Genomic DNA, 21,826 nt, shown 5'->3' with positions numbered 1-21,826 from the left:
AATAATGTAAAGCTTATAATTTAATTAGGTGATTAAAAGTGACTATACAACATAAAAAGATAATCAATTTTTATGATAGGCGTATACTGTTCAATAAATATCGTAAAAATACACCCAGCGTAATCTTTATTGCAGGGTTAGGCGATAGCCATGAAACATGGAAAAAGGTCCAAGACCGAATATCGGATGAAACGTCAACCTTGTCCTATGACAGGGCGGGTATTGGCAGGAGTCAAGACGTAGCTGTCCCGAGAACTTGCTGTGATCTTGTTGAGGAGCTCTCCGAATTGGTGCAAGCGCTTGACGTGGAGAAGCCCTATATATTAGTAGGCCATTCCTTTGGTGGATTGGTCGCCAGATTGTATACCAGTCTTTATCCGCTAGACATCTGTGGTATGGTTTTGGTTGACGCTGCACCGGAATATAAAGAACTTGCCTATGAAAAGGTTCTACCAGAAATCTACTTGCAGGAAATAGGGAATATTTCGAGAATCCTATGTTGAATAGTGAGAAAATTGATAAAATACAGAGTTATAAGCAAATTGTTGATTATTCAAAACAAAGTGACATCCCTCTCTCAATTATTACAAGAGGTTTACCCGATAATAATGAAGATGGATGGCCCTCTCAAGAAATATTAGAAATTGAACAAAGTCTACAAGCAGAGTTCCAATGGCTGTCAACGTCAAGTAAGTTCCAGATTGCTAGTCGTAGTGGACATTATATACATAATGATGAGCCTGATATTGTAATAGAAGAGATTTTATTAATGTTAAAGGGGATGGAAAAGTGAGCGATATAAGGTTGAAACTTATGGAGGATTTGCAAAGAATTGAGGAGAATGAGTATCAGTTAGGCGAAGGTGAGCAGCATCAAGATTTCTTACCTTTGTTACTTCAATATATCGGCGATCCTCAGCCAGAATTGCGGGATAACTTGATTTATCCGATGTTTTATATGTGGATTAAGGAAGAGAATAGGTTCAGTGATGAGGAGTTGCGTAGTCTCTTAACTGTTCTGACTGATGAGAACCATTTGTTCTATAATATTGGCAGCGAGGATGATCAGTCAGTTTTTACAAGGACGTTTTCTGCCTTGCCTATCGCTTTGATTATACAACGCCACAGACAGAATCCATTTTTAAATCAAGAAGAAATTGAGCAATTAATGCAAGAAATGCTCCGTTATTACAATGAGGAGAAGGATTTACGGGGTTACCTTTCAGTAGGAGGCTGGGCTCACGGCGCATCACACGGTGCAGATGTTTTTGTTGAGTTGGTGCAGTGCGAGGAGAGCAGCGTTGCAATGCTACGTGAGGTTCTTGTCGCTATTTCTGGCATGCTACATAATGGAATACATATTTTTAGTGATGAAGATGATGAGCGGTTGGTCAATATCGTGGATACGATGATTGACAAAGAGTTACTTCCACATCAAGAAATTGCTGATTGGATTAGCTGCTTAGCGCAATGCTGCAATTTGCCGAGAAGTCGCAGTCAGGTGATTGCTCGCGTGAACAGCAAGAATTTTTTACGCAGTCTCTATTTCAGAAGGGGACAAGATAGCCGAGGGAATGAGCTTAATACTGCCATACTTGGCACTGAGGCAAAATTAAACAGGTTTTCTATCAGTTAAAGGATCCCAATCCATGGATTTGGCTGAGGGATTTACTGGTTTATTCCTCCATTAAAGCGCTTATTAACGGAGGAAATATTATAGAAATAATCAAACTTTTTTATAAAAGAATGATTCCATAAAATATATAATGAGCATGTTTTGATTAATCTTTTTTAAAACATGCTCTTTCTTTTTGCCTGGTTATCAACGCTATTAGGTATTATTTTGAACAATCTTTATTATAAAGCTAAACCACGTGCATCAATTTTTATGGGGTGACGAATGGTTGCGGTGCGGTCACATTTATGGATTTTATTTTGAAGATATATAATTTTGGATTTTTAATTGCATGTCATCAAAAGTAGATCAAGTGCTAATTTTTGTTCTATAAATGTGGAACGAAGATAAATATAAGTTATTCCATTAAAGGGCGCATTTCTTTAATAAGTAATGCGCCTTCCTCAATTAAAGGGCCAGATTGTTGAATAAAGAAGAAGTTTTTTAACAGGGGTGTTTTGTTAAAATTTTTATTCGAATTAAAGATATAACAAAATTTTATAGTGATCTTTATATTCTTGTGATAAGATTGCAAAGTAATTTACTATAAAGTATTCATATTGATGGATATTCTTATTAGAAGGAGAGTGGGGATTGTGAGAGAAACCTGTGTTCCGACTGGCGTAGAACTAAAAAACACTGGTTTTGGATATACGTTATCCTTAATAGGTGGTAAATATAAAATGATTATTTTGTATTGGTTGTCTGAAAATAAGGTTATGAGGTTCAATGAGCTGAAGCGATGTATTGAGACTATTCCCTTTAAAACACTAAGTGTTATGTTAAAAGAGCTTGAGGAAGATGGTCTTATTATACGCAAAGAATTTCCCCAAATACCTCCAAAAGTTGAATATTCATTATCTGAACGTGGTTGTTCACTTATTCCATTGTTAGATATGATGTGCGATTGGGGAGAGAAAAATAATTTTCAATCTCTAGAATGTAACAAAATAGGCATAGTGTAAAAAGGAAGTACCTTCTTGTTTAGAAGGTACTTCTTATTTTAATTTTTATAAAAGTTACCTATTACATATTATTAATGAAATTTAGATACTCTTGAGTGCTTTTTTCTATTTCACTTACAGATGGCTCAAATTCTGCTCCATAAAACGCAAAGAACGAACGATAATCTGCTTTACAATAGATGGCTGTCGTCTCAAACGGACGCAACACTTGTTCAAGTGTATAATGGTATCTTCCAGCTTCACTATAATCCACATTTTTGATTCCGGCAGATACCCCTAAAGCAACTTTACGATTCTTTAATTTATCTCCTTTTGAACCATAAGCCCATCCATAAAGGAAAACATCATCCATCCACTTTTTTAAGAGTGGAGGACAGTTGAACCAATATACAGGGAATTGGAAAACAAGGTTCCCGTGAGTTTCAATCAATTTTTGTTCTTTTTCCACATCTATGTTCTCATCAGGATATACCTTATACAATTCGTGTACAGTATATTTTTCTGGATATTTTTTTAATTCTTCTACCCATCGCTTATTTACAACAGATGTTTCTAAGCTTGGGTGTGTTATGATAACAAGAGTTTTCAATGTTTTTTCCTCCTTAAGCTGATTTCATTTTTATTGTAAAGTCCAAGCTAAAAATATGTAAGTACGCACTTTTATTACAGGTACTTACATAAAGGTAAGTGTTAAATCAGTCATAAAAAAATTTTTCTATAAGGGAGGACCAGCGAACCTATTATCCACAAAGTAGAATAGCTGCATTCTCAGGTCACCATACGTAATGTGAAAAGATTGTGTACTCCCATGAAAGAACGTAATCAACTTTCATTTTCTGCGGTGTAGCGCTGGTTTTTGAGCTACATGGATGGCTAACGGGGTGCTTTACTTAAAGATGGGATTCCACAGAGATCCCATCTTTTTCTTATTCACCTAACGGAGCAGGTTAGTGGAAGAAATAGCAAGTGGGTTTAACTAGGAGAAGTGTCGATGACATTAAAGAAGACACCGAGGTGTCTTATGTTTTTTTAATTAAGAATATTGATAAAGTGGAATTTAATTACTTAACATTATACTTATTTTCGGAGCGAGGCATCTTATCGGTGAGTATATACCAAGTAATGCTTGCTGTTAATAATGTTGACGAAATCAAAGCTGTAAGAACACTATATGTTTGCCAAATAAGTATCGTTGACCAATCGAAGGCAAAAAACATTATACACTGGGCAATCGTAGCGATTAGGAAAATAATTGTTACGATTGTTCTCTTTTTTGTAATTGGCTGCTGCTCATTCGTTTTCCTTTTTCTTAATCCTAAGAGAAATAACAGAACGGCCAATAGGCAAAGAATAATTGTGGTAGACGACAAAATGATGTCCAAAAGCTGTGTGCCGCTTATCTCATATGACTGAGTTAGATTGCCGTCTAATATATCTTTAACTTTTAGTACCAGGTTTATATTGGTATTTGCGCCGTTGCTCAGTAAGCAGATGGCTGTTCGTTCATTTGGCAGTATGGCTACTTCGGTTCTAAAATTCGGATTACCCCCAGTGTGTTCTATAAACGTTTGTTCGGCGTTTACCGACCAACCTGCCGCATAATACATATCGTTGACAGCCGAAACAGACATATCACCCCTATGTGATTTTTCGATAACCCTGTGAAATATTTCGGGTATGTCCTGCACGATACCCATCTGTATGCCCATCCAACGCGCCATATCTTTTGTATTAGAAATGATATAGCCGGCAGGTTTATTCCCAGCATAATCCGGAGCATTAAATGGAGTTGTTATGAAAAAGGAAGAACGGTAGCCCTGTGCTAACTGTCCAGTGGCTTGAGCATCTTCTTTATAAACATACGTCTGGTGAAGACCTAAGGGTAGAAATACCTGTTCCCTCATAAAGTCTTCATAGCTTTGTCGTGATACAATCTCAATAACCAAACCCAATACGTCATAATTAACGGTTCCATAGTTATATTGTTCACCGGGAGAGAACGCCAATTCAGCATCTACCAGCGTTTCCACAGTCTTTTGCAACATATCAGGCGTATTGCCTTGTGGAATATTTTGAGTATGTCTAATATTTGTTAAGCCGCTGGTATGGTGAAGGAAGTTATTTAGTGTAAGGCTTTGCATATCAACAGGTTTACCTTGATACTTTAACGTAAACCAAGGTAAATATTTTTGGATAGGGTCAGTCATTGATAGCAGCCCTTGCTCTTCCAATAGCAGAATCCCCATACCAGTAAAAGCTTTACTCACCGAGGCCAACTCATAGAGTGTATTTTCACTTGCAGACAACCCCTTTTCAAGATCTGCATACCCAGAAGAAAAGTAGAACACTTCATCATTAGCAAGTATTGAGATTGACATTCCAGGCACACCTGATGTACGAGAGGCATCATCTAGCAACGCTTGTATTGCCACAGATTTCGAATCTGACAACGCATAACTTTGTGTTGCGAATCCCGAGAATAATATAAGTATCGTTAATACAAAAACAATAGTCTTTTTCATAAACTCTCCTTTTTGAAGAATTATAAGAGTATAAAAAACTTATTTTTATAACTATAAACTAAATTCTAATTTATATTTCTACTTAACTATATAATATCAAGTAATTGTGAAGAGTTACACTTAAACTAACGGGTGCTTTAATTGAATATTCGCATCCCGAAATAATCAAACTTTGTTTCAAAACAGTTGGTTTCTTTCTGTATAAAATCAGCGTTTGCAACTTACTTTTAATCGAACTTTATTAAAAAGCTACATCTATATAAAAAATAAAAGCAGAATTAGTCCTTCAACTAATTCTGCAAAAAGCTATTATAATGTGTAACATTCTATTTGTCATGTTGTTAAATCTTTAACAGTAGAAAATAACTTGACTTTTAATTAAAAGTTGTTCCTAAGCTTTTTTGTTTTCAATGAAAGAAAAGTTATGAATATAACATTGATTTTTTATGTATTTAAAAAGATTCCTTTGTTGGCGTTTGGTACACTGAAGATATGCATCAAAAGAATCTTTTTTTGTATTACAGATGGGGTTCCGAAAATAATTTTGAAGATAAAAAGGAAACAAAAAAACCCCAGTGTAATACTGGGGAGACGGTTAGTCAGGTAAATCATTTTTACTTTTCTGGATAATCTACATGTAATGGCGGTGGCACTAACCAACCTTTAGTTTTATTAAGACGTAGTAGTTTAGCGCCGAGTTGAGCTTTTGCTGTATGGAATTGACCATACATTAGTCCAATGTCTTCTCTAGTTGACATACCCATTACTTGGCTACATGTAACTAGACCAGCAGCAATGTCACCTGTTAGAGCAGCACTAATCTCTGGATCATTAAATTTTGCACCAGGAGGAATATCCTCAATTCGTGCAACAGGTCTCTCTGGTGGTGCAGGAGGCAGAGCAACGCCGTTAGTTTTTAATATTTTTTCTAACTGTTTTGCTTCTTCTCTACAAGTGTCGATGATATCTTCTATAATTTTTCTTAAATCTTCATCACCAGAATGGTTGTAAAATGTTTGATACCCAGCTATGAAGCCATAATTCACTGTAAGATGTGTCCAGATACTAAATACTTCACCGTAGTGTAATGGTTCGTCTTTAGGGTTTCCACTAAGTATTCCCATACTTGCACTTCCTCTCTTATTTGAACATTTTTAAACATGGATAGTATGGGTGTAAAATGAAAAATAATTCGTTTTTTAAGAAATAAAAAAGGGTCACTTAGAGTGTGACCAACTATAAATCAATAAAAGATTTATGTTTTGAGATGAAAAAGAAGTATTTGTACATATTACATTTATAAATGCAATAAAAAACTGCGGCGCTCGCCAACGCCACAGTCTTTAGTTAGTTTGATACATCTAAGACATTCTTAGAATGTACAGATTTAAGGGAATTTATTCATTTAAAAAAGCTACAGCGTGTGTTTCTGTACAATATGACGAAAAGCCGTGACGGTCAACCAACTCCACAGCCTTTATAAGTGCGTGCGATACACTCAATTTTAATGTATGCAAATTAAGGTTACCTATACATTAAAAAAGCCGCATCATCACACCCTACAGCTCGGAAAAATGTTTGGAAAGGTAATTATGTAATAGTGGGATAGCGTTGTGCATAACAACTTGGGGCGATGCAATGCAACAGGTTGCTATCCCGAAACTAATGTATGTAATGGGATTTTAAAATATTTATAACACTATAAAAATGTCAGAAAAGGACGAAAAAAAGAGCCATCTCCTTAAAAAGAAATGACTAAATAGTAATTATGGTGTGATCGCAATTGTGGGATTGCTAAGCGTATTTGCTTAACACTACTATTTATATGATTCGATAACTAAGTTTGTATAGTTAATTGACCTAAAAAATAAAAAAAGGATCACTGCTGGTCCTTCAGCGATCCTTCGAGGAGGGAAGCAATATGCCTCTTTTATACTCTTCTAGATATGATATATGTAGTTTGCATTTTGCACAAAGTGAACTGTCCATAGGAAAGAAAATGCATAGAAAGGAATGGTTCTTTATGCAACAAACAATTGATTATATAAATGGATTGATCGAAGAATTATCTGACGTTAGTTGGGGAAATTCTGCAATTGTAGACTATAAAGAAGTTAAAGAAGATGATGATGTTTACACTGAATTAACTGATGGTTCTACATTTAAAAAACAAGATGATTATTATATACAACAAACTCAACATTGTGATGATTGGTTTTCGGGAACAATTATTTATCCAATAAATGAAAATAAAGCTTTGCAAATTAATTACAGTTGTTAACACGTTTTAGAAAGAAAATATACAGGAAGGGTGCATAGATCTGAAAAGAAAAGAGGAGTAATTCCTGCGCTAGAGGTTAATCACTCCTAACTACAAAATCTATTCTTTTGAAGTTTTGAAACCAAGAGTATCTTTACTGTGTATTTTATCTCTAGACAATTGGACTTAACAATTTAAGGATAATAGAAGCATTTACGTTTATTTGTGTGCCGCCCGCCAAGGTTTGCAGGGTAACTGCTGCGGCAGAAGAATGATTCCTAAGTGTAAGAATATCGCCGGATGCTATAGAAATTAATGCCTGACCAGTGTTTTGTTGAGTGCCAGCCCCTGAGCCATAGACAGCATCCGTAACCGGTGCACCATTTAAGAATAGTGTGAATTGGTTAGGTTCAACACCTGATACGATGAAAGTAACCTCATAGATTCCTGGTGTGGTAACAAAAATTTGAGAGGTTCCAGGAACGTGCGTAATTCCAGGTGTAACTATGCCTGTTGAATCAAAAATAATATCAGCCTCTATAGCTACAACTTCAGCACTTAAATTATATATATATCCGTATTCGCATAATCCACTACATGTTGTGGGTGGTGTTACTGGAGTGGCGCCAGCAATTCCACAGAATTCGACAGCTGTGAAAGGCCCTATTTGGCTTCCACATAAGCAAGAACGTTTATTACAGTTACTACAGTTATCCATTTTTCCACCTCCATTTGTAGTATTTTATTCGTGCAAAAAATGGAGTAAAGGGCAATCGGCTACAATCTACTATTTAATCTATAAATATTAAGTTACTGCACATTTTGAGATTATTGTTCTGAGGAAGTGAGTCAAAAATGAACAAAGAAACAAGATGAAAATAAAAGAGATTCAAAGTACAATACTGCTTATTAAAAATTGCTAAATAAGTTAAACACCTTTACAATAGTGCTAATTAAATCCAATTCATGAGATGGTTTTATGTCTTAAGATGTTTATCAATATCTCATGTGACAAAGACCGCACCATAATGATGACTTTAAGATAGAGATGAAGAGTCAACCAAATGCTTAAAAACGCAAACAGTCAGGGTGAGGTATTGGATACTGAGAATATTTTAGGAAAATATAAGGAGAATATAGAATTAATTCTACAGTCATTAAAACAACTTGAGCTGGTTATTACTAAAATGCCAAGTGATGGATTGGTTGAAATTGAAAAGTTGGCTAAGGAATTAAGTATGTTGCAGAAACTCTCAACGAGTATAGAATTTAAAGCTAAGTGTCTTATTTGTAATAACGGTGAAACCATCGAGACATCAACACCTGAATAAAAATCTAGACCATACCACATCCAAATAGGTGTGGCTTTTTATTATGCATAAAGCAAAACAATCATTATGTATTTTTTTATTTAATGTGTGACAACACTTATTTCAAGTGTCGTCATCTTCTTAATTTTTATTAGAAGAAGAGAATTTTTACTAAAAGCAAAAGAATTATTAGCTGGTTAAAGGATGGTTTTATTACCAACTTTAAATTCATTTTTATCACCACCTTTTTATTATTCTGTGTGATGAGGGTAATTTATATTCCAATTATGAAAGTTGTGAAGGTGTAAGGAAGATTATCCTAATAAGTATGAGCATTAGAGGTGGTATTGGATTTTATGTATTCAAAAAGATACTTTTGTTACGCTCGATACACTAGGAGCATGAACCAAAGAACCTTTTTAGTTAGATATAATATGAAGCGGTGGAAACATTAATACATGCTATCCAGCTAATATAGCTGAGGAGCTTAATTACAGTCCAAGATATATCTACAACAAGCATGCTCAAATTAAACGTATGATTGAATATGCACACGACTTAGTAACTTAACATGATGTGTAGTTCAGTACAATGCATGTTAACTATTGAAAATCCGTTATATGATAGTAGTATCAAAAAGCACACGGAAATGCGTAAACAAAACTGCCTTATAAAAACAAACACGTTCGCTTGTACGTGTGTTTCGAAAACAAGTATGAGAGGCTACTAAATTGGTAGTCTCTTTTTGTAATGACAATCCGTTCCATTTATCCTATGATATAGGTAGATGGGAAATTAATAAATGGCATGTATACTTAAAGACACTAAGATATGTTAAAGCGAATAAGTAATACATAAAGGTCACACTCACAATGAGTCGTGGCTTTTTATTATACCTTAGGAGGTTGAGTTGAAATTGAAAGAGGAAAATTTAAAAGGATCACCCGGAGGATAGTGACCCTTAGTAAAGATTTGGAGGTGTAAGGTTAAATTGGTATTACCTTACAATGGTTATGAGCATTTTAGGCGATATTGGGTATTAATAACCTCTATTCATGAAAGTAGCGCCGACAATAATCAGAAGAATGAATAGAACAACGACTAAAGCGAATGGGTTTCGTTCGCGACGCTCTTCGCGAAATTCTCCGCAGTATTCCATAAAATATCCCTCCTTTCTATAATATATAATATGTATAGTTTTCAAAAAGGATTGCGATATTTATCTTAGGATGCGTTAGAAAAATGTTTAAAAATAAATATGTTAAAAATAGGTATACACTATCAAGAAAAAATAATAGATGTTAGCTAAGTCATATCCAATCGGGTATGGCTTTTTATTATGCTTAAAGGAAGGTGAATCAAATGGATACTGAATCTATTTTAAAATCAATCGAATGTTTTATTGAAGTAATTAAAGGTACTGAATATGAAGAACAGGCTTTACAAATGAAGAAAGAAATCGAAGATGCGATTGATGATTATAATCTTGACCTGAGGGCGGAAGCTGAAAGGGAAGATTATTATTCACAATGAGAATATTAGTCATGTTCATATGAGCGTGGCTTTTTATGATGCTTAAAATGGTTGAGCATGACATTGAAAGAGGAAAAATATTTAAAAGGGTCACACGGAGGATAGTGACCCTTAGTAAAGATTTGAAGGTGTAGGAGTACCCTAGTAATTATGAGCATTAGAGGCAGTATTGGGTATTAATAACGCATGAAAGTAGCGCCGATAATAATCAGAAGAATGAATAGAACAATAAGTAGCGCAAATGCTGAACCGCCACCCCAGCCACCATAACCACCATAACCACCAAATTCCTGAGACATAATAATTTCCCTCCTTTCTATAATCTATAATCTATAATATGAATAGTTGTCAAAAGGAATTGCGATATTTATCTATTTTACAAAAATAAAGTCTTATAAATTGGAAAAAATGTTATGACATTGAGAATACAACGAAGAACAGTCTGATAGACTTTCACCTGATTTCTAATCAATATCAGGAAGGTTAAAATGAAAAGGATCACTCTGGTAAAAGTGACCCTAAAAAAATAAGGAGGTGTATGGCTAATTAACTTTATCCTATTATTTATTCCTATGTTGTGAACAAAAGAGGTTTTGAGATTAATACAAGAAAGTAGCGCCGACAATAATTAAAAGAATGAATAGAACAACAATTAGGACGAATGAGGAACCGCCACCATAGCCATCGCCGTTATAACCTCCGTAACAACAATTGTTGTTGTAATTGCCTAAATTATTTCCGAAGTATCCCATGTATATACCTCCTTTCTATTTCTATAATATGTATAGTTATAGAAAGTGAAGGAGGTATTCATCCTATTGAAAATATTTTTAGAATTAGGATGGGATTGCTCCTTTTAATGATGTTAAAAATATTGTTAACTAAAGGTCATATCCAAAAGGGTATGGCTTTTAATTTTGCAATGGTGGGACAGCAATGTAAAAAAAAACATGGGCGAGGTGAGAGTTTGCTATCCCGAATCCATTGTATGTAAATAAACAAATAGATATTACAAAGTAAATTGTAGTGGGTTGAACAATGAGTAAAGAAGCGTGCAAAAAATTTATCACGTTCATTTAAAAAGGTAAAAATAAGTGCAATTTGTACTTCAAATACAATGGAAACACTTTCTATTATCAAGATATAAAACGTAAATAGGTTAAATGTGAGATTCTTTTGTAGGCGTTCGTTACACCGAGTGTTGGCAGACATATATGTAACTCAACAGGCAAGAGACTACCTAATAGTCCACAGCAGAAGATTTTTGTCTATTTGTAATATGGTAACTAAACAACAACACTTGGAAGAGTTTCAAAGTAACCAATGGGGTTACAAAGTTTGGTTATAAGTGAAATATAAAGCCATTCCTAAAATCCATTAGATTCTTAGGGGTTAGTGGATTTCTTATTGGATATTTATGTTAATATTACTTTAAAGATTGTGAAGAAATGTACTTAAACTAACGGAGCAGGTTTGTTCAATAAGAACCTGAGTAGGTTTTAACCCAATCTCGTATTTCGTAAAAGCATATTCTATAAGAAATAATGAGGTGATATTTTGTCTGAAAAAAAGAAAATCACTAGAATAAAACCTAACAGATTTTGTCCGTTGGTTAAGTACACAGCAATTGATGCTTGTTGTCCTTCAGTCCCAGCCTCTTCGTGTCTTTGTGACTGTTGTGTTTCTCCACTTCAGTCCGTCTTACAACAACTTGTTGGGCAAACTGTAATTCTTGGTACTATTGCAGATGCACCTAATGTACCTCCTCTCCTTTTTTTATTCACTATTGTTGAGGTGAATGATTTTTTAGTTACTGTTACAAACGGAACTACAACCTATGTAGTAAATATTTCTGATGTAACAGGGGTAGGTTTTTTCCCACCAGGACCTACTATCAATTTGTTGCCACCTGTTGATTCCGGATGTGAATGCAATTGTCGCGAACGGCCAATTAGACAATTGCTGAATACACTTATTGGTTCAACAGTAAATCTTTTGGCAAGTAATGGATCTACTGCGGTAGATTTTAACGTGGAACAAACAGGTCTTGGTATTGTGCTAGGTACTCTACCAATAAGCCCTAATCAGCCAATCTTTAGATTTGCAATTTCAACTTGCAAAATTGTAGCCGTAGGGCAGACAAATTAATTAGTAATGATTAAAACAAATATTTAAGTAAGTAGTTTATTCTTGAACTCCCATGAAAGAACTTAATTATCTTTCGTTTTCTGTGGTGAAGAGCTTATTTTTGCGCTTCATGGATGGCTAACGGGGTGCTTTACTTCAAGATGGGAATCCACAGAGATCCCATCTTTTTCTTCTTCAACTAACGGCGCAGTTTAGTTGAATAGTGTTATTTAACTTGTTGTTCAACAATCGGGCCATATTATTGAATAACTGTAGAATTGAAATAAAGTGTTGCTATGTTTATAAAAAAGATACGATGTTTAAAATAAAGTTGCGACGAAACACCCCCTTGAAACAGAATAGGAGAGCAACATTTCAAATAATGTTCCTTGATATAATTCTCTATGTAATATAACTATGTTTGAACAAGGAGATGGAAGCATGAGTAAGTTAACAGGTAAAATCGCTTTAGTTACAGGATCAAGTCGAGGAATTGGCCGTAGTATTGCATTGCGTCTGGCACAAGAGGGAGCCTTTGTAGTCGTTCATTACGGGAAAAGACGTAATGAGGCAGAAGCAGTTGTTCACCAGATCGAACAAAGCGGAGGAAATGCTTGCGCGATTGGTGCTGACCTTAGTACTCTAGATGGTATTCAAGATTTATTTACTACTTTGGATGATACTATTCGGGAATATATGGGCGGTGGCGGATTCGATATTCTTGTCAACAATGCTGGAATTGGTCAAATTATCAGTTTAGAAGAGACGACGGAAGAATCATTTGACGAGGTAATGAAGATTAATGTTAAAGCACCACTTTTTGTTACTCAGCAAGCTTTGCCACGTTTAAAAGATGGAGGACGTATTATTAATATTTCATCTTTTGTGACACGTGCAGCTTCGCCAAGTGTCTTCTCGTACAGTATGTCCAAAGGTGCTATCGATACATTTACGCGTCTTCTAGCCAAACAACTAGGGAGCCGTAATATTACGGTAAACGCCATCCAGCCTGGAATTATTAATACAGAGATGAATGCTGAGACTTTGGAAAACCTTGATGGACAAAAATATGCGGCTGGTCTTTCAATCTTCAACAGATGGGGAGAACCCGAGGATGTGGCAGATATTGCCGCCTTTCTTGCTTCCTCGGACAGCCGTTGGGTAACTGGTCAATTGCTTGATGCAAGTGGAGGATCTCATCTATAGCATCTGTAAGATAACGAATTTATAAGGAACTTCAAATGAAGTGACCCCAAAAAGTTAGACACATATTTTAAGCAGTTACTGAGGAATGAACTCTGTATTGGACAGGGCTCATTCCTTTTAATTTTCCTTTAATTGGTTTGTTATTGTAAATAGTAAATGTACTTCTCCACCTTCTCCAATTCTGAAATGAAATGTTCCATACTTTCAAATTTTTGATGATAAAATAGTTCAGATTTTAATAGTCCTTCATTACGGAAGAATGTTGAACGACTGGCTCCATTTACAGGGGAAAATCCAGTTCTGGATTACAAGAAACAGAATGGATTTATCTATTCCCATCAATCGGAAATATAATTATTTTTCAAACTTTGTACGGCATGGTCTTCCGCAATCGGGCGCTTTCCTGGAAAAAGGGGAAGGCCCCTTTTCTAATTTTAACTGGTTAAAAAGACTTTAGAAATTATCAATATCTTAGCTTATTGAATAATCACTGTATGAAAAAGCCTCTCTCTGAACATAATAGAATATAGAATACTAGATTTAACCTTAGAAGGAGAGTGAAAGATAAATGTTATTATCCGAGGCGTGGAAAAAATACCAACAAGATAAAAAAATCGAGGGATATTCAACACTTACATTAAAAACATATTGTTTTCAATACAATCTTTTATTGCGGTTTTTTGGTGATATTGATATGAACGGATTTAGTACAGAAAAATTAAAAGAATACTTAATACAGTCAGGAAATCACTTAAAGCCTTCTAGTTTAGGGCATAGGATTCGTTGTGTTAAATCACTATTTAGATGGTCACATGAAGAGGGATATATTCTAAAAAATCCTGCTGCTAAATTGAAAGAGCCGAAATTAGGTAAAAGAATTCCTAAGTTTCTCTCAGAATTAGAGATTGAACATCTAAGGGAAGCTTGCCAAACAACGATGGAAAATGCGCTATTTGAATTTATGTATTCAACCGGTTGCTGTATTGGGGAGGTAGTAAAATTAGATCGTGAAGATATTGATTTTCGAACAAATTCCGTCATTGTACAAGGGAAAGGTGATAAAGAAAGAGAAGTATACTTTAATACTCGCTGCTCCATTTGGTTAAAAAGGTATTTAGATGAACGAGAGGATGAAGATCCTTGTTTGTTTATTACGAACAGAAAGCCTAAAAGGCGTATGAGCATTGATAATTTAAGATATATTATTAAGCGCGTATCAAATCGGGCTGGAATAAAAAAGAGTATACGTCCGCATCAATTACGACACAGCTATGCAACGCATATGATTAATAACGGTGCGCCAATAGATGTCATCCAAAGTTTACTTGGGCATGAAAAGAGTGAGACTACAAAGATATATGCTCAGTTAAGCGGAAAACTAAGACAAGATTATTACAGTAAATACTTTTAAAATTAAACTCTTAGTAATTCAAGACACCCATGTAAAAGTGCGTGTCTTTTCTGTTATAAGGCCATATTCTTGCAATAAAGCAAACAGATATTTTATCGAGAATTTTAGTATGGCTTGTGCATTGTATTTTATATATATACATTTAAAGCAGCTTGTGATTTAAATTCACAAGCTGCTTTTTAGTTTTTATTAAATCGCCCAAATATCTCATTCGAAATATTTAATAACATTCGTATATCACCTTCATCTTTATCTTCTAGTGTATTAAATAAAATTTTTAAAAGTTCTTCTTTTATATTTTCTCGTTCTTCAGTTGTCTTACTACTATCAGGAATAAGGACACTACCTGGTTCTACTTGTAGAGCATCTAAAATTCTATTTAAAGTTTGCAAAGTAATATTTCTTTCTCCACGCTCAACATCTGATAAATATGGGGATTGAAAATCACATTTCTCGGCCAATTCATCAATCGTCATATTTTGAGATTTTCTTATTGTACGTATATTCATTCCCACTCTTTTTGTTAAATCCATATTTAATCACCTCACTTTTAGACTAGGTGAGGTTAAATAAACATCACATACCAATTAAATATAAAAAATATAACTTTTAAGTTAATTTTAATTGATTTATATCATCTTTTAGTATTAAAATGATGTTACTTTTAATAAAAGGAGTGAAAAAATGAGTAATAATTTACCATCTAATATTGCGATTGAAAATGTAATCCAATCTAAAATGCGTGGTAGAGTAGCCTATCAGGGATTTGTATCTTCACAGGTAGCAGTTACTTTTTCATATTCTAAGTTATATAATGATCCTTCTGGAAAGGGGTATCAGCGACCAATTAATAAGAAGCGTTGTTCAGATTTTGCAGATTACTTATCTAAAGGTGAAGATTCACTATATACACCAATCTTATTAAATGCAGCGGGTAATTGGGAATTTCATGCTTATGATAAACATCGCCCAAATCTCGGAAGACTAATTTGCAAGAAGAAGGCTACCTTAATGGATGGTCAACATCGTCTTGGTGGTATAAAAGATTATATTAGTGAGACCGACAGTATGTTAAACGTGCCTTTTCTTGCATTCCATTATTTAGATGACGATGAGGAAATAAAATTATTTGATGTCATTAATACAAAAGCTAAGGGAATCGGGACGTCATTAAGCCGTTATTTAAATCGTGATAATGATGATGTTAGTTGGGTTGCAACTAATTTGATTTTAAGACCTGAAAGCCCATTTTTTAGTAAAGGTACACTCACTGGGAAACGAAGTAAAGAAAAGAATATTACCTTGCAAAATTTGTATAGCATGGTCAAACTATTAACAAAAAAATCGCCACTTGAAAAAATTTCAAAAGAGAAAAAGCTTAATTTATGTCTATTTTATTTCAATACAATTAAAGAATTATTTCCTGATGAATGGGAAGACAATTCACTTTATCGTATGACCCATGTCACATGTTTAAATGCACTTGCCATAGTAGGTAATCAGATTATAAATGACAATTACTTAGTCAAATCTCAACAGCCCGATTCAGTAAAAATAGCTCAGATACTAATGAATTTAAAAGAGATTGATTGGTTTTCCAATGGTGATTTAAAATATTTAAAAGGTGCTGCTGGATCTAAGGTTTTAGCTAGTGATATCTTGAATTGCATAAAAAAATAGCATTTATTTTTGTAAAGCCTTAAAGCTGTAAATCCATTTTAAGGACAGGTCGGGTTATTAAAAAAGACATACTTAATAATGAGATATTTAGAGCAAAATTAATTAAAATATAAAATTAGAGTACACGCTATTTAGTTTTGTAGAGATAGCGTGTATTTTTTACTGTCATTACATATTCAAGAATTCTTCCGATATACTAGATAACAATATGTAACAGGATTTATTAGTGAACAATAAATCGAGTGATATGATTGAATAACAGAATTTCAATATTGAGTAATTAGGCATTTTAATTATGAAGAATTTTCACTGAGATATACTCATTTTCTTGAACTGCCCTTTTAAAGGAGAATTTAAATTATGTTGAGAATTTGCATTTTAGAGACTACTCTATTATATAGGAAGTAATTTTGGGGTGACTGCTCTCTTGATGGACCAGAAGTAAAATGAAGTTATTGAAATATCAAAAACAATAATATGGAGTATTTTAAAAAAGTTTTAAAAGGAACTATGTTGGAAAATCTAAGAACTAAATCATATTCTAGAATAGACATTTATCTTAGATACTTTAAGCAAAGTCATACATATTAGTATGACGAACAGTTCAATATTACCTGAGTTCAAGTAGTTATACTTAGACAAGTTTGAAATAACGTATTCAGACAAAAATTAGTAGATAGATTAGGTGGAAATCCTAAGGTATCAAATCTTTCGGGTAACTCAAACGATATGTGTATGAGTATAAAAAGTGAAATAAGGCGTGGACCGTTAGCGGGGCCAGTAGTAACGGCTGCTGTTATTTTACCTGCAAACTGTGAGGCTCTAGTCGGATTAAATGATTCAAAGCAATTATCAAAAGATAAACGCAATAACTATGCTGCTTTAATAAGGGAGCATGCATTAAGTTATTTTATCCATTTCCAATCAGCACAACAAATCGATGAATTAAATATTTACGAAGCGACGAAGCAATCGATGAAAACAAGTGTAGAATCGTTATCTATTAAACCTAATTATGTGCTAGTTGATGCTATGACGCTGCTAATCTCTATTCCGCAGGATTCAATAATTAAAGGGGATGCGAAAAGCTTGGCTATTGCAGCTGCATCAATATTGGCGAAAACAGCTCGAGATGATTATATGGATCAATTGGACGAAGAATTCCCTATGTATGGTTTTGCTCAGCATGCAGGGTATGGAACAAAGCAGCATTTAAAAGCACTTGAAGAGTTCGGTCCAACTACTCATCATCGCAAGTCATTTGAGCCGATAAAGTCAATGCTTTAACTTGTTTCAGCAATGTTTTATGTAGCGAAAGCAAAGCGACAGCTACAAATATTTATTGTGCAAATATCCGCTGAAATAAGTTAATGCTCCGCGGATGTCATTTTGAAAACATAATAGCAAATAAAAAAGGCACATCAGCAAAAGTTAGAAATGACATTTGTTAAAACGTATATCATGTGGATAAGTTGATTGGAGCGGAGACTGGGCGACTCCTTGCGGCTCATCGGACGCCCCCAGGAAAGCGCCCAGTCGGAGCGGAAATCAACCCCACGTTAAAAAAATCGAAGCCAATTACGCCAAGGAGTAATTGATGAAAGGAGTACGTATATGACAGCCACATCTGTTAATCCGATTCAAATGCAACAAACTGCATTAACCTCATCTAATCAGCCACTTACTTTAAAACAAGGACAAGTATTTCAAGGAACAATCAAACAATTATATCCAGATCAAATGGCGGAAATACAAGTTGGCCATCAGAAGTTTATTGCTAAACTCGAAGTTCCACTAAAAGCAGGCGATGCCCATTTCTTTCAAGTAACGGGTACAAGCCCACAAACAGAACTAAAAGTTGTTACAGGTCCCATGGCGCAAACGGCTTCCCAAGGTCAACAAATTAATCAGCTACTTGAATCAATGAATTTGCCAAAAACAACTGAAATGCAGCAGCTTTTAGCTCATTTTATGAAAGCACAGCTACCGATTTCAAAAGAGCAGCTGATGCAGGCGGAAATGTGGTTAAAGGCATTACCAGAGGGCGTTACTAAAATGGATGCCCTGTTAGCCATTCAAAAAATGGTGGAGTTTAAAATGCCGATGACAAATGATGTTTTTCAAGCTCTTATGAGTGGACAAAAAACTACTGGCATGAATTCTGTAATGGAAAACTTTACGCAGCTTTTAACGAAGGATATAGCTTTACCAGAAAACCTTAAGCAAAATCTAATGCAACAGGTACAGGCAATTGCAAAGCCTTTTGAAGTAGAAACAGGTAGTTTAGTACTTGCCAAGTCCATACAAATATTAACGAATAATGCGTCTTCTATGAGTGACAAGATTCAAGCCATGAATATTTTAAAGGAGGCAGGGATACTTCCTCAGCAGGCAACCTTGCAAAACTGGTCTAGCCTCAGCGATGTAAAGCCAATACAGTCAAATCAGCTTCAACAGGCTGGAGAGGTTATTCAAACTATTTTATCGACAAATTCTGACAATATAAATCATCTAGTTGACCAGCTTAAATCATGGACAGCGAATCAAAGCTTGTTAACCGATGAACAAAAGCAGTCATTAAATCAACTTATCGATCGATTTAATCAGCTACCAGCAACTAAACAAACGCTAGAGATTTTTGCAAAACAGATGCAAGAACAACTTATAAAAGCATTTGCAGAAAATTCTTCGGAGCGTTTGTTTACACAAGACGCCAATACTCTTTCGGTGAAGGACCATTTATTATCGCTTTTAAAGCATGAAGCCACTACGGCGCTACAAAACGAAGCATTCATGCGAAGCCTTATGAAAAATAGTGTTGAATCCCCGCGATCAATAATTCAGCAGATTGTTACGCAAGCAGATGCCCATGTACAAAATTCTATGGACAGTAAAGCAATGGAACATGCACTTAAAACGGTATTAAAAAATCTAGGAGTTAGCTATGAAGCGACACTTAGTAATAAGTCAGCAGATTTACAGCAGATTGCCCATCAATTAAAACCTCAGCTACATACATTATTGCAGGAAACACATGTTACTCCGCAGCTGAAGGAAGCTGCCGAAATGTTAATGGCGCGTATGAACGGCATGCAGCTAGCATCAGGGGAGAATGGCCATCAGCATCAGCTTATTATGCAAGTACCATTGGAATTCTTTGGCAAGAAAATGGATGCAACATTACAGTGGAATGGACGCATGAAGGAAGACGGTAAAATTGATGCCAATTACGCACGTATATTATTTTATTTGCAAATGGAATCTATGAAAGAAACGGTTATTGATATGCAGGTTCAAAATCGTGTAGTTTCTGTGACAGTATTTAATGAAAATAATGATATTATTCCGCTTGCAGAACCATTAAAAGCAGCATTAAAAATAGGCCTAGCTGAAAAAGAGTATCAACTTTCAGGTGTTTTTATTAAACAATATGAAAAAGTCCAACCTGAAAAAAAACCTGTAGTAGAACAGCAGGAGGAACATAGTGGGGTGGATTTTCGTATATGAGTGAAGAAAAATTTACTCGAAAAGAGGCTATTGCTCTCACGTATAAGTTAGGACGTTTTGATAGTCCAACAGTCGTAGCAAAAGGAAAAGGGAAAATAGCAGAAAATATATTAGCACGCGCGAATGAGCACGATGTCCCGATTTATGAGGATCCTAACCTTGTTCAATTACTTGGACAATTAGATTTAAATGAGTCGATTCCAGAAGAATTGTACGAAGCTGTCGCTGAGGTATTTGCATTTATATATCGATTAGATCAACAACATGCGCAAAAAAACAGAAAAAACGAAGAATTCTGATTTTCGCAAAACTCTGTTTTAGTACAAGAAACAGAAGAAAATGTCATATTAAAAGATAAAAAATGAATAAAAGACAAAGTGTAGACTTTATCAGAATCTTTAGTTAGAATAGATTATGTTAGTAAAACAATTTTATGCAAATGTTTGATGGGAGGATGTATTATGAATATCCATGAATATCAAGGGAAAGAGATTCTTAGAAAATATGGTGTAGCTGTACCAAACGGAAAAGTTGCTTTTTCCCCTGATGAAGCAGTGAAAGTAGCGAAGGAACTTGGCTCTAACGTGACAGTAGTTAAGGCGCAAATTCATGCAGGTGGACGCGGTAAAGCGGGTGGCGTAAAAATCGCTAAAAACCTTGACGAGGTGCGTACATATGCAAAAGAATTACTAGGTAAAATTTTAGTAACTCATCAAACAGGTCCTGAGGGAAAAGAAATAAAACGCTTATATATTGAAGAGGGTTCTGATATTCAAAAAGAATACTATTTAAGCTTAGTATTAGACCGCGCAACATCCCGTGTAACAATGATGGGGTCTGAAGAGGGCGGCATGGATATTGAGGAAGTAGCGGAATCACAACCAGAAAAAATCTTCAAAGAAGTTGTGGATCCTGTTGTTGGATTAACAGGTTTCCAAGCACGTCGCATGGCGTTTAATATGAATATTCCAGCTAACCTAGTAGGGAAAGCTGTTAAATTAATGCTAGGCTTGTATCAAGCATTTATCGACAAGGATGCTTCTATTGTAGAAATAAATCCGCTTGTTGTAACTGGACAAGGAGAAGTTGTGGCATTAGATGCTAAATTTAATTTCGATGCAAATGCGTTGTATCGTCATAAAGATATTGTCGAATTACGTGATTTTGATGAAGAAGATCCAAAGGAAATCGAAGCATCAAAATATGACCTTAGCTATATTTCTCTAGATGGTAACATTGGCTGTATGGTTAATGGAGCTGGTCTTGCTATGGCTACAATGGACACAATTAGCTATTATGGCGGAAGCCCCGCTAACTTCCTAGATGTAGGGGGCGGTGCAACGGCTGAAAAAGTAACAGAAGCTTTCAAAATTATCCTTTCTGATCCACATGTAAAAGGCATTTTCGTAAACATTTTTGGCGGAATTATGAAATGTAACATTATTGCTGAGGGTGTTGTAACAGCTGCCAAAGAAATTGGCTTAGCTGTGCCGTTAGTTGTACGTTTAGAAGGTACAAATGTAGAACTTGGAAAAGAGATTTTAAATGCATCTGGTTTAAACATCGTTGCAGCAGATTCAATGGCTGACGGTGCACAAAAAATTGTGGGACTAGTAGGCTAAGGAAGGCAG

The 21,826-nt window shown here is 35.0% G+C and carries 19 protein-coding genes and 4 pseudogenes; 14 read left to right on the top strand and 9 right to left on the bottom strand.

All coding sequences use genetic code 11. The annotated features are described in order from the left end of the window. Nucleotides 1–38: 38 nt before the first annotated feature. The 3 genes and pseudogenes from ACIQLB_RS03880 (at nucleotide 39) to ACIQLB_RS03870 (ending at nucleotide 2,639) form a co-directional block, all read left to right on the top strand. Nucleotides 39–793: pseudogene (locus tag ACIQLB_RS03880) on the top strand (alpha/beta fold hydrolase). After that, complete coding sequence (locus ACIQLB_RS03875) at nucleotides 790–1,635, top strand: DUF2785 domain-containing protein (protein WP_400721126.1); 846 nt, start codon at nucleotides 790–792, stop codon at nucleotides 1,633–1,635. Before ACIQLB_RS03880 ends, ACIQLB_RS03875 begins: the two are co-directional and overlap by 4 nt. A 635-nt stretch (nucleotides 1,636–2,270) precedes the next feature. Beyond that, nucleotides 2,271–2,639 (top strand): winged helix-turn-helix transcriptional regulator, encoded by a 369-nt coding sequence (locus ACIQLB_RS03870; protein ID WP_400721123.1) that lies wholly within the window; start codon nucleotides 2,271–2,273, stop codon nucleotides 2,637–2,639. Between the two features lie 61 nt (nucleotides 2,640–2,700). On the opposite strand, the gene ACIQLB_RS03865 is transcribed toward ACIQLB_RS03870, so the two are convergent. The 3 genes from ACIQLB_RS03865 to ACIQLB_RS03855 all read right to left on the bottom strand — a co-directional run bounded on the left by ACIQLB_RS03865 (nucleotide 2,701) and on the right by ACIQLB_RS03855 (nucleotide 6,285). Continuing rightward, a complete protein-coding gene (locus ACIQLB_RS03865) occupies nucleotides 2,701–3,228 on the bottom strand; it encodes an NAD(P)H-dependent oxidoreductase (RefSeq protein WP_400721120.1) in 528 nt (175 codons plus the stop codon). A 472-nt stretch (nucleotides 3,229–3,700) separates the two neighbouring features. Further along, nucleotides 3,701–5,161: a serine hydrolase domain-containing protein gene (locus ACIQLB_RS03860; protein ID WP_058844397.1), complete on the bottom strand. Its 1,461-nt coding sequence runs from the start codon at nucleotides 5,159–5,161 to the stop codon at nucleotides 3,701–3,703. A 614-nt stretch (nucleotides 5,162–5,775) separates the two neighbouring features. Continuing rightward, entirely contained in the window at nucleotides 5,776–6,285 is a 510-nt protein-coding gene (locus ACIQLB_RS03855) for a DUF3231 family protein (RefSeq protein WP_400721118.1), read from the bottom strand. Between the two features lie 797 nt (nucleotides 6,286–7,082). Between ACIQLB_RS03855 and ACIQLB_RS03850 the strand changes: the two genes are divergently transcribed. After that, a complete protein-coding gene (locus ACIQLB_RS03850; protein ID WP_400721115.1) occupies nucleotides 7,083–7,442 on the top strand; it encodes a hypothetical protein in 360 nt (119 codons plus the stop codon). A 151-nt stretch (nucleotides 7,443–7,593) separates the two neighbouring features. Here the strand turns inward: ACIQLB_RS03850 and ACIQLB_RS03845 are convergent, their stop codons facing one another. Next, complete coding sequence (locus ACIQLB_RS03845) at nucleotides 7,594–8,139, bottom strand: collagen-like protein (RefSeq protein ID WP_400721113.1); 546 nt, start codon at nucleotides 8,137–8,139, stop codon at nucleotides 7,594–7,596. Nucleotides 8,140–8,485: 346 nt separating this feature from the next. Here ACIQLB_RS03845 and ACIQLB_RS03840 point away from each other — a divergent pair, with 346 nt between their 5' ends. Continuing rightward, complete coding sequence (locus tag ACIQLB_RS03840; RefSeq protein ID WP_400721110.1) at nucleotides 8,486–8,752, top strand: hypothetical protein; 267 nt, start codon at nucleotides 8,486–8,488, stop codon at nucleotides 8,750–8,752. A 1,018-nt stretch (nucleotides 8,753–9,770) separates the two neighbouring features. Here ACIQLB_RS03840 and ACIQLB_RS03835 read toward each other — a convergent pair. Next, the gene (locus tag ACIQLB_RS03835) at nucleotides 9,771–9,890 is read right to left on the bottom strand and encodes a YjcZ family sporulation protein (RefSeq protein ID WP_400721107.1); all 120 of its coding nucleotides are present in this window, start codon (nucleotides 9,888–9,890) and stop codon (nucleotides 9,771–9,773) included. A 203-nt stretch (nucleotides 9,891–10,093) separates the two neighbouring features. Between ACIQLB_RS03835 and ACIQLB_RS03830 the strand changes: the two genes are divergently transcribed. Then, complete coding sequence (locus ACIQLB_RS03830) at nucleotides 10,094–10,264, top strand: hypothetical protein (protein ID WP_400721104.1); 171 nt, start codon at nucleotides 10,094–10,096, stop codon at nucleotides 10,262–10,264. 176 nt (nucleotides 10,265–10,440) lie between these two features. On the opposite strand, the gene ACIQLB_RS03825 is transcribed toward ACIQLB_RS03830, so the two are convergent. After that, nucleotides 10,441–10,563: a YjcZ family sporulation protein gene (locus tag ACIQLB_RS03825; RefSeq protein ID WP_400721101.1), complete on the bottom strand. Its 123-nt coding sequence runs from the start codon at nucleotides 10,561–10,563 to the stop codon at nucleotides 10,441–10,443. 300 nt (nucleotides 10,564–10,863) lie between these two features. Further along, nucleotides 10,864–11,016, bottom strand: coding sequence for a YjcZ family sporulation protein (locus tag ACIQLB_RS03820; RefSeq protein ID WP_400721098.1), 153 nt, complete (start codon nucleotides 11,014–11,016; stop codon nucleotides 10,864–10,866). 910 nt (nucleotides 11,017–11,926) lie between these two features. Between ACIQLB_RS03820 and ACIQLB_RS03815 the strand changes: the two are divergent. Together ACIQLB_RS03815 and ACIQLB_RS03810 are read left to right on the top strand one after the other, a co-directional pair. Continuing rightward, nucleotides 11,927–12,412: pseudogene (locus tag ACIQLB_RS03815) on the top strand (bclA protein); the annotation flags it as partial. A gap of 420 nt (nucleotides 12,413–12,832) precedes the next feature. Next, nucleotides 12,833–13,597: an SDR family NAD(P)-dependent oxidoreductase gene (locus ACIQLB_RS03810; protein ID WP_400721095.1), complete on the top strand. Its 765-nt coding sequence runs from the start codon at nucleotides 12,833–12,835 to the stop codon at nucleotides 13,595–13,597. Nucleotides 13,598–13,664: 67 nt separating this feature from the next. Here the strand turns inward: ACIQLB_RS03810 and ACIQLB_RS03805 are convergent. Then, nucleotides 13,665–13,842, bottom strand: a pseudogene (locus ACIQLB_RS03805) (IS3 family transposase); the annotation flags it as partial. A gap of 323 nt (nucleotides 13,843–14,165) precedes the next feature. Here ACIQLB_RS03805 and xerA point away from each other — a divergent pair. Next, the gene (xerA, locus tag ACIQLB_RS03800; protein ID WP_400721092.1) at nucleotides 14,166–15,008 is read left to right on the top strand and encodes a site-specific tyrosine recombinase/integron integrase; all 843 of its coding nucleotides are present in this window, start codon (nucleotides 14,166–14,168) and stop codon (nucleotides 15,006–15,008) included. Between the two features lie 179 nt (nucleotides 15,009–15,187). On the opposite strand, the gene ACIQLB_RS03795 is transcribed toward xerA, so the two are convergent. Then, on the bottom strand, nucleotides 15,188–15,541 hold the full coding sequence (locus ACIQLB_RS03795; protein WP_400721089.1) for a helix-turn-helix domain-containing protein: 354 nt from the start codon (nucleotides 15,539–15,541) through the stop codon (nucleotides 15,188–15,190). Nucleotides 15,542–15,692: 151 nt separating this feature from the next. On the opposite strand from ACIQLB_RS03795, the gene ACIQLB_RS03790 reads away from it, so the two are divergent. From ACIQLB_RS03790 to sucC, 5 genes and pseudogenes are all read left to right on the top strand, one after another. Next, the gene (locus ACIQLB_RS03790) at nucleotides 15,693–16,688 is read left to right on the top strand and encodes a DGQHR domain-containing protein (protein WP_400721086.1); all 996 of its coding nucleotides are present in this window, start codon (nucleotides 15,693–15,695) and stop codon (nucleotides 16,686–16,688) included. Between the two features lie 750 nt (nucleotides 16,689–17,438). Next, a pseudogene (locus ACIQLB_RS03785) lies at nucleotides 17,439–17,975 on the top strand (ribonuclease HII); the annotation flags it as partial. Between the two features lie 327 nt (nucleotides 17,976–18,302). Then, nucleotides 18,303–20,195, top strand: coding sequence for a hypothetical protein (locus ACIQLB_RS03780; RefSeq protein ID WP_400721083.1), 1,893 nt, complete (start codon nucleotides 18,303–18,305; stop codon nucleotides 20,193–20,195). Then, nucleotides 20,192–20,494, top strand: a complete 303-nt coding sequence (locus ACIQLB_RS03775) for an EscU/YscU/HrcU family type III secretion system export apparatus switch protein (RefSeq protein ID WP_400721080.1) — start codon at nucleotides 20,192–20,194, stop codon at nucleotides 20,492–20,494. Before ACIQLB_RS03780 ends, ACIQLB_RS03775 begins: the two co-directional genes overlap by 4 nt. A gap of 162 nt (nucleotides 20,495–20,656) precedes the next feature. After that, nucleotides 20,657–21,817 (top strand): ADP-forming succinate--CoA ligase subunit beta, encoded by a 1,161-nt coding sequence (sucC, locus tag ACIQLB_RS03770; protein WP_400721077.1) that lies wholly within the window; start codon nucleotides 20,657–20,659, stop codon nucleotides 21,815–21,817. Nucleotides 21,818–21,826: the final 9 nt, after the last annotated feature.

This window comes from Lysinibacillus sp. NPDC092081, from assembly GCF_044755845.1.
In the GTDB taxonomy this organism is placed as follows: Bacteria; Bacillota; Bacilli; order Bacillales_A; family Planococcaceae; genus Lysinibacillus.
The sequence above is the reverse complement of the archived record's forward strand: the minus strand, read 5'-3'. Positions and strand labels throughout refer to the sequence as shown.